Source organism: Nocardioides sp. (assembly GCF_016462705.1).
In the GTDB taxonomy this organism is placed as follows: Bacteria; Actinomycetota; Actinomycetes; order Propionibacteriales; family Nocardioidaceae; genus Nocardioides.
On sequence record NZ_JAEMSS010000244.1, the window covers coordinates 1 to 5,032 of the forward strand.

Below are 5,032 nucleotides of genomic sequence, written 5' to 3' on the forward strand. Positions count from 1 at the left end.
GAGATGCCGCCGCTGCCGCCCATCCCGCTCCAGCTCGAGCCCTCCAACGGCATCCCCCGCCGCAGCCAGCGCGAGCCGGGCTCGTGGTGCCGCGACAACAACGTCACGCCCCCGCCCGGCTCGTTCCAGCCGGCGATGAGCATGGCGACGGGCGGTTGAGGATCGCCCCATGACCTCCTCGACCGCGACACGGATGCTCGCGCCGGTCGGCACCGCAGGCAACCTCTTCGCCTTCGGTCTCGATGTCGGGCGCCAGCTCTTCCGTCGACCGTTCCAGACGCGGGAGTTCATCCAGCAGGCGTGGTTCATCGCCTCGGTCACCATCATCCCGACCGCCCTCGTCGCCATCCCGTTCGGCGCCGTCATCGCGCTCCAGGTCGGCGGGCTCATCAAGCAGTTCGGCGCGCAGTCCTTCACCGGCTCGGCGTCGGTCCTCGCCGTGGTCCAGCAGGCCGGCCCGATCGCCACGGCGCTCCTGATCGCAGGCGCCGGCGGGTCGGCGATCGCGGCCGACCTCGGCGCCCGCAAGATCCGCGAAGAGCTCGACGCGATGATGGTGCTGGGCATCGACCCGATCCAGCGGCTCGTCGTGCCGAGGGTGCTCGCCTGCATGCTGGTCGCGGTGTTCCTCAACGGCATGGTGAGCGTCGTCGGGGTCTCCGGCGGCTACGTCTTCAACGTCGTCCTCCAGGACGGCACCCCGGGTGCCTACCTGGCGAGCTTCACGGCGCTCGCCCAGCTGCCCGACCTCTGGATCGGCATGGTCAAGGCCCTCGTGTTCGGGCTCATCGCCGCCATCGTGGCCTGCTACAAGGGCATGAACGCCAAGGGCGGGCCGAAGGGCGTCGGTGACGCCGTCAACGAGTCCGTCGTCATCACGTTCCTGCTGCTGTTCGTCGTCAACTTCGTCCTGAGCACGATCTACCTCCAGCTCGTGCCACCGAAGACGGGCTGACATGGCCAACGTCAAGGCTGTCTACCAGCGCCCGCTGAGCCAGCTGGAGACCCTCGGGTCCCAGCTCGCGTTCTACCTGCGCGTCCTGCTCGCCATCCCCAAGTCCGTGGCGCGCTACCCGCGCGAGGTCCTGCGGATCCTCGCGGAGGTCACGCTCGGCTCGGGCGCCCTGGCGGTCATCGGCGGGACGGTCGGCGTCATCATCGGCATGACCTTCTTCACCGGGGCGCAGGTGGGCCTGTCCGGCTACGCCGCCCTCAACCAGCTCGGCACCGCCCCCTTCGCCGGCTTCGTCTCCGCCTACTTCAACACCCGCGAGATCGCCCCCCTGGTCGCGGGGATCGCGCTCGCGGCCACGGTCGGCTGTGGCTTCACCGCCCAGCTCGGCGCCATGCGGATCTCCGAGGAGGTCGACGCCCTCGAGGTCATGGCGATCCCCTCGATGCCGTTCCTGGTCGCCACCCGGGTCGTCGGTGGCCTGATCGCGGTCATCCCGCTCTACGTCGTGGGGCTGCTCTCCTCCTACTTCGCGGCCCGCCTGATCGTGACGCAGTACTACGGCCAGTCGGCGGGCACCTACGACTACTACTTCAACGCGTTCCTGCCGCCAGGCGACGTGCTGTGGTCCTTCGGCAAGGTGCTGGTCTTCGCCGTCGTCGTGATCCTGATCCACTGCTACCACGGCTTCAACGCCTCCGGCGGTCCCGCCGGCGTCGGGGTCGCCGTCGGCCGGGCGGTCCGCACGAGCATCGTCGCCATCAACGTCATCGACCTGCTGCTGTCGATGGCCATCTGGGGCGCGACGACCACCGTGAGGCTGGCCGGATGAACCTCGTCCTGCGTCAGCACAAGGCCCTCGGCGTCGTCTTCCTCGCGCTGGTGGTCCTGTCCGGCTACCTCACCTACGCCGTCTTCACCAAGCAGTTCAGCGACTACGACGAGGTGACGCTCAAGACGTCCAAGATCGGTCTGCAGCTCCCGGTGCGCGCCGATGTCAAGATCCGCGGCGTGATCGTCGGGGAGGTGCTGGAGACACGGGCGGACGCCGATGGCGCCGAGGTCGTGCTCGGCCTCTTCCAGGACCACACCGACAGCGTCCCGGCGGACGTGACCGGGTCGATCGTCCCCAAGACCCTGTTCGGCGAGAAGTACGTCTCCCTCATCCCGGCGAGCGACTCGTCCGAGCCGATCCAGCCCGGCGCCACCATCGAGCGGACCCAGGTCGCCACCGAGGTGGAGGAGGTCCTGTCCGACCTCTACCCACTGCTGCGCACGGTCCAGCCCGCCGAGCTCAACATGACGCTCAACGCCATCGCGACCGCGCTCGAGGGCCGCGGCGACCAGCTCGGCGACAACCTCGAGACCGTCGACAGCTACCTCAAGCGCCTCAACCCGCAGATCCCGGCGCTGATCGAGGACCTCCGGCTCACCGCGCAGGTCTCCGACATCTACGCCGACGTCCTCCCCGAGGTCGGGACGATCCTGCAGAACACGGTGACCACGACCGGGACGCTCGAGGACCGCGAGGCACAGCTCAACGCGCTGTTCACCAACGTCTCCAACTTCTCCGACAGTGCCCGGACGTTCCTCGACGACAACGAGGCCAACCTGATCCGGCTCGGCGAGGTCAGCCGGGCCCAGCTCCGGGTGCTGGCCCGCTACTCGACCGAGTTCCCCTGCCTGCTCAAGGGAATCGTCAACGCCGGCGAGCTCCAGGCGGAGGCCTTCCGCGGCTTCACCCTCCACATCGTCCTGGAGACCCTGCCCAACCAGCCGCGGCCCTACGGTCCCGAGGACAGGCCCGAGCTCGGCGAGGACCGCGGGCCGTCCTGCATCAACCTGCCCAACCCGCCCGGCTCCCAGGCCAACCCGGTCCGGCGTCAGCCCGACTTCAAGGACGGCGTCGACGAGCCGACCGGCAAGGGCACGCAGCGCACGGGCACTGGCTACACCGGTCTCGACACCAGCATCTTCGGGATCCCCGGCTACGCCGGCAGCACGGCCGAGAGCAGCCTGCTCCGCGACCTGCTCGCGCCTGGTCTCGGGATGACCGCCGACCAGGTGCCCGACCTCGGTGCGCTGCTCGTCGCGCCGCTCGCGCGCGGCGCCACCGTCTCGCTCGGCGAGCCGACCGCCGGGGGTGACGGCGAGTGAAGCTCCTCGACAAGAAGACCGGTGGCGACCTGGTCAAGCTCCTCGTCTTCATCGTGGTCACCACGCTGGCCACCGGCGTGCTCGTCGCGACGATCGGCAACCTGTCGCTCAGCTCCAAGAAGACCTACAAGGCCGTGTTCGTCGACGCCACCGGCGTGGTCAAGGGCGACGACATCAGGATCGCGGGAGTCAAGGTCGGGAGCGTCCAGGACGTCGAGATCGAGGACCGCACCAGGGCCCTGGTCACCTTCGACGTGGACGCCGCCACCCCGGTCACCGAGTCGACGACCGCGACCATCAAGTACCGCAACCTGGTCGGGCAGCGCTACATCAGCCTCAGCAAGGACGTCGGCTCCGACGAACCGCTGGGCGAGGGCAACACCATCCCGGTGTCCAAGACCTCGCCGGCCCTCGACCTCACCGTGCTCTTCAACGGGTTCAAGCCGCTGTTCCAGGCGCTCTCGCCCGCCGACATCAACCAGCTGTCCTACGAGATCGTCCAGGTCTTCCAGGGCGAGGGGGGCACGCTCGAGAGCCTGCTCGCCAACACCGCCTCGGTGACCAGCACGCTGGCCGAGCGCGACGAGGTCATCAGCAGCCTCATCGACAACCTCAACGTCGTCCTGGACAACCTGGGCGACCGCGACGAGGAGCTGTCGCAGCTGATCCTGACCTTCAAGACCTTCGTCGGTGGCCTCAAGGACGACCGCGACGCGATCCTGGACTCTCTGGACCAGATCTCCGCGCTCTCGGTGCAGACCGCCGACCTGGTCAAGGGGATCCGCTCGCCGTTCGTCGAGGACATCAAGCAGCTGCGCAGGCTGACCAAGAACATCAACCGCAACAAGGCCGAGCTGGACCGGGCGCTGCAGGTGCTGCCGATCAAGCTGGAGAAGGTCGGTCGGACCGCCATCTACGGCTCGTTCTTCAACTTCTACCTGTGCAACTTCCAGGGCAAGATCCGGTTCCCCGGCGACCTGACCGTGCCGGTCAACTACAACACCGGCACCCCTAGGTGTGATCTGGGGTGATGGACACATGAGCAAACCGTTCAGGGAGCGCAACCCGGTGGTCATCGGGGCGATCAGCATCGCCGTGATCATGCTGATGCTGCTGGCGGCGTTCCGCGCGCAGGACCTGCCCCTGATCGGCGGGGGCGACCGCTACACCGCGATGTTCACCGAGGCCGGCGGGCTCAAGCCCGAGGACGAGGTCCGCATCGCCGGAGTCCGGGTCGGCAAGGTCGAGGACATCGAGCTCGCGGGCGACCAGGTCAAGGTGACCTTCCGGGTCAAGACCGACTCCTCCTTCGGCACCGAGACCGCGGCCGCCATCAAGGTGAAGACCGTCCTGGGCGCGATGTACCTCTCCCTCGAGCCCGAGGGGTCGGGCCAGCTCGACGAGGACGACGTCATCCCGGTCGAGCGGACCAGCTCTCCCTTCGACGTCGTCGAGGCGTTCTCCGGACTGGCCGAGACCGCACAGGAGATCGACACCGACCAGCTGGCCGCCGGGCTGACGACCCTGGCCGACCTGACCCGCAACACCCCCGAGGAGTTCCAGGCCGCGCTCGCCGGGGTCTCCGCCCTGTCGGCCAACATCGCCGCGAAGAACGACCGGATCAACACGCTGCTGACCAACCTGGACCGGGTGACGACCGTCCTGAGCGAGCGGGACCAGGACATCATCAAGCTGATGCAGGACTCCGACGTCCTCTTCCAGGCGCTGGTGGCCCGTCGCGACGCGGTGCACGACCTGCTGGTGGCCACCACCACCCTGTCGACCGAGCTGACCGCCCTCGTCCGGGACACCCGGGAGGACCTCAAGCCGGCGCTCACCCAGCTCGAGTCCGTGGTCGCCGTCCTGACCAAGAACGAGGACAACATCGACAACAGCCTGCGGCTGATGGCCCCGTTCTACCGG

The 5,032-nt window shown here is 68.4% G+C and carries 5 protein-coding genes; all 5 read left to right on the plus strand.

Annotated elements, in window-relative coordinates:
• The first annotated feature begins 169 nt into the window (after positions 1-169).
• Complete coding sequence (locus JHD21_RS20485) at positions 170-955, plus strand: ABC transporter permease (RefSeq protein ID WP_292679143.1); 786 nt, start codon at positions 170-172, stop codon at positions 953-955.
• A gap of 1 nt (position 956) precedes the next feature.
• Positions 957-1,784: an ABC transporter permease gene (locus JHD21_RS20490; protein ID WP_292679145.1), complete on the plus strand. Its 828-nt coding sequence runs from the start codon at positions 957-959 to the stop codon at positions 1,782-1,784.
• On the plus strand, positions 1,781-3,109 hold the full coding sequence (locus JHD21_RS20495) for an MCE family protein (RefSeq protein WP_292679148.1): 1,329 nt from the start codon (positions 1,781-1,783) through the stop codon (positions 3,107-3,109). The genes JHD21_RS20490 and JHD21_RS20495 overlap by 4 nt, the downstream gene beginning before the upstream one ends.
• Complete coding sequence (locus tag JHD21_RS20500; RefSeq protein WP_292679151.1) at positions 3,106-4,140, plus strand: MlaD family protein; 1,035 nt, start codon at positions 3,106-3,108, stop codon at positions 4,138-4,140. Before JHD21_RS20495 ends, JHD21_RS20500 begins: the two co-directional genes overlap by 4 nt.
• A 7-nt stretch (positions 4,141-4,147) precedes the next feature.
• Positions 4,148-5,032: MCE family protein (locus JHD21_RS20505; RefSeq protein ID WP_292679154.1), on the plus strand; the 885-nt coding region annotated here is incomplete at its 3' end.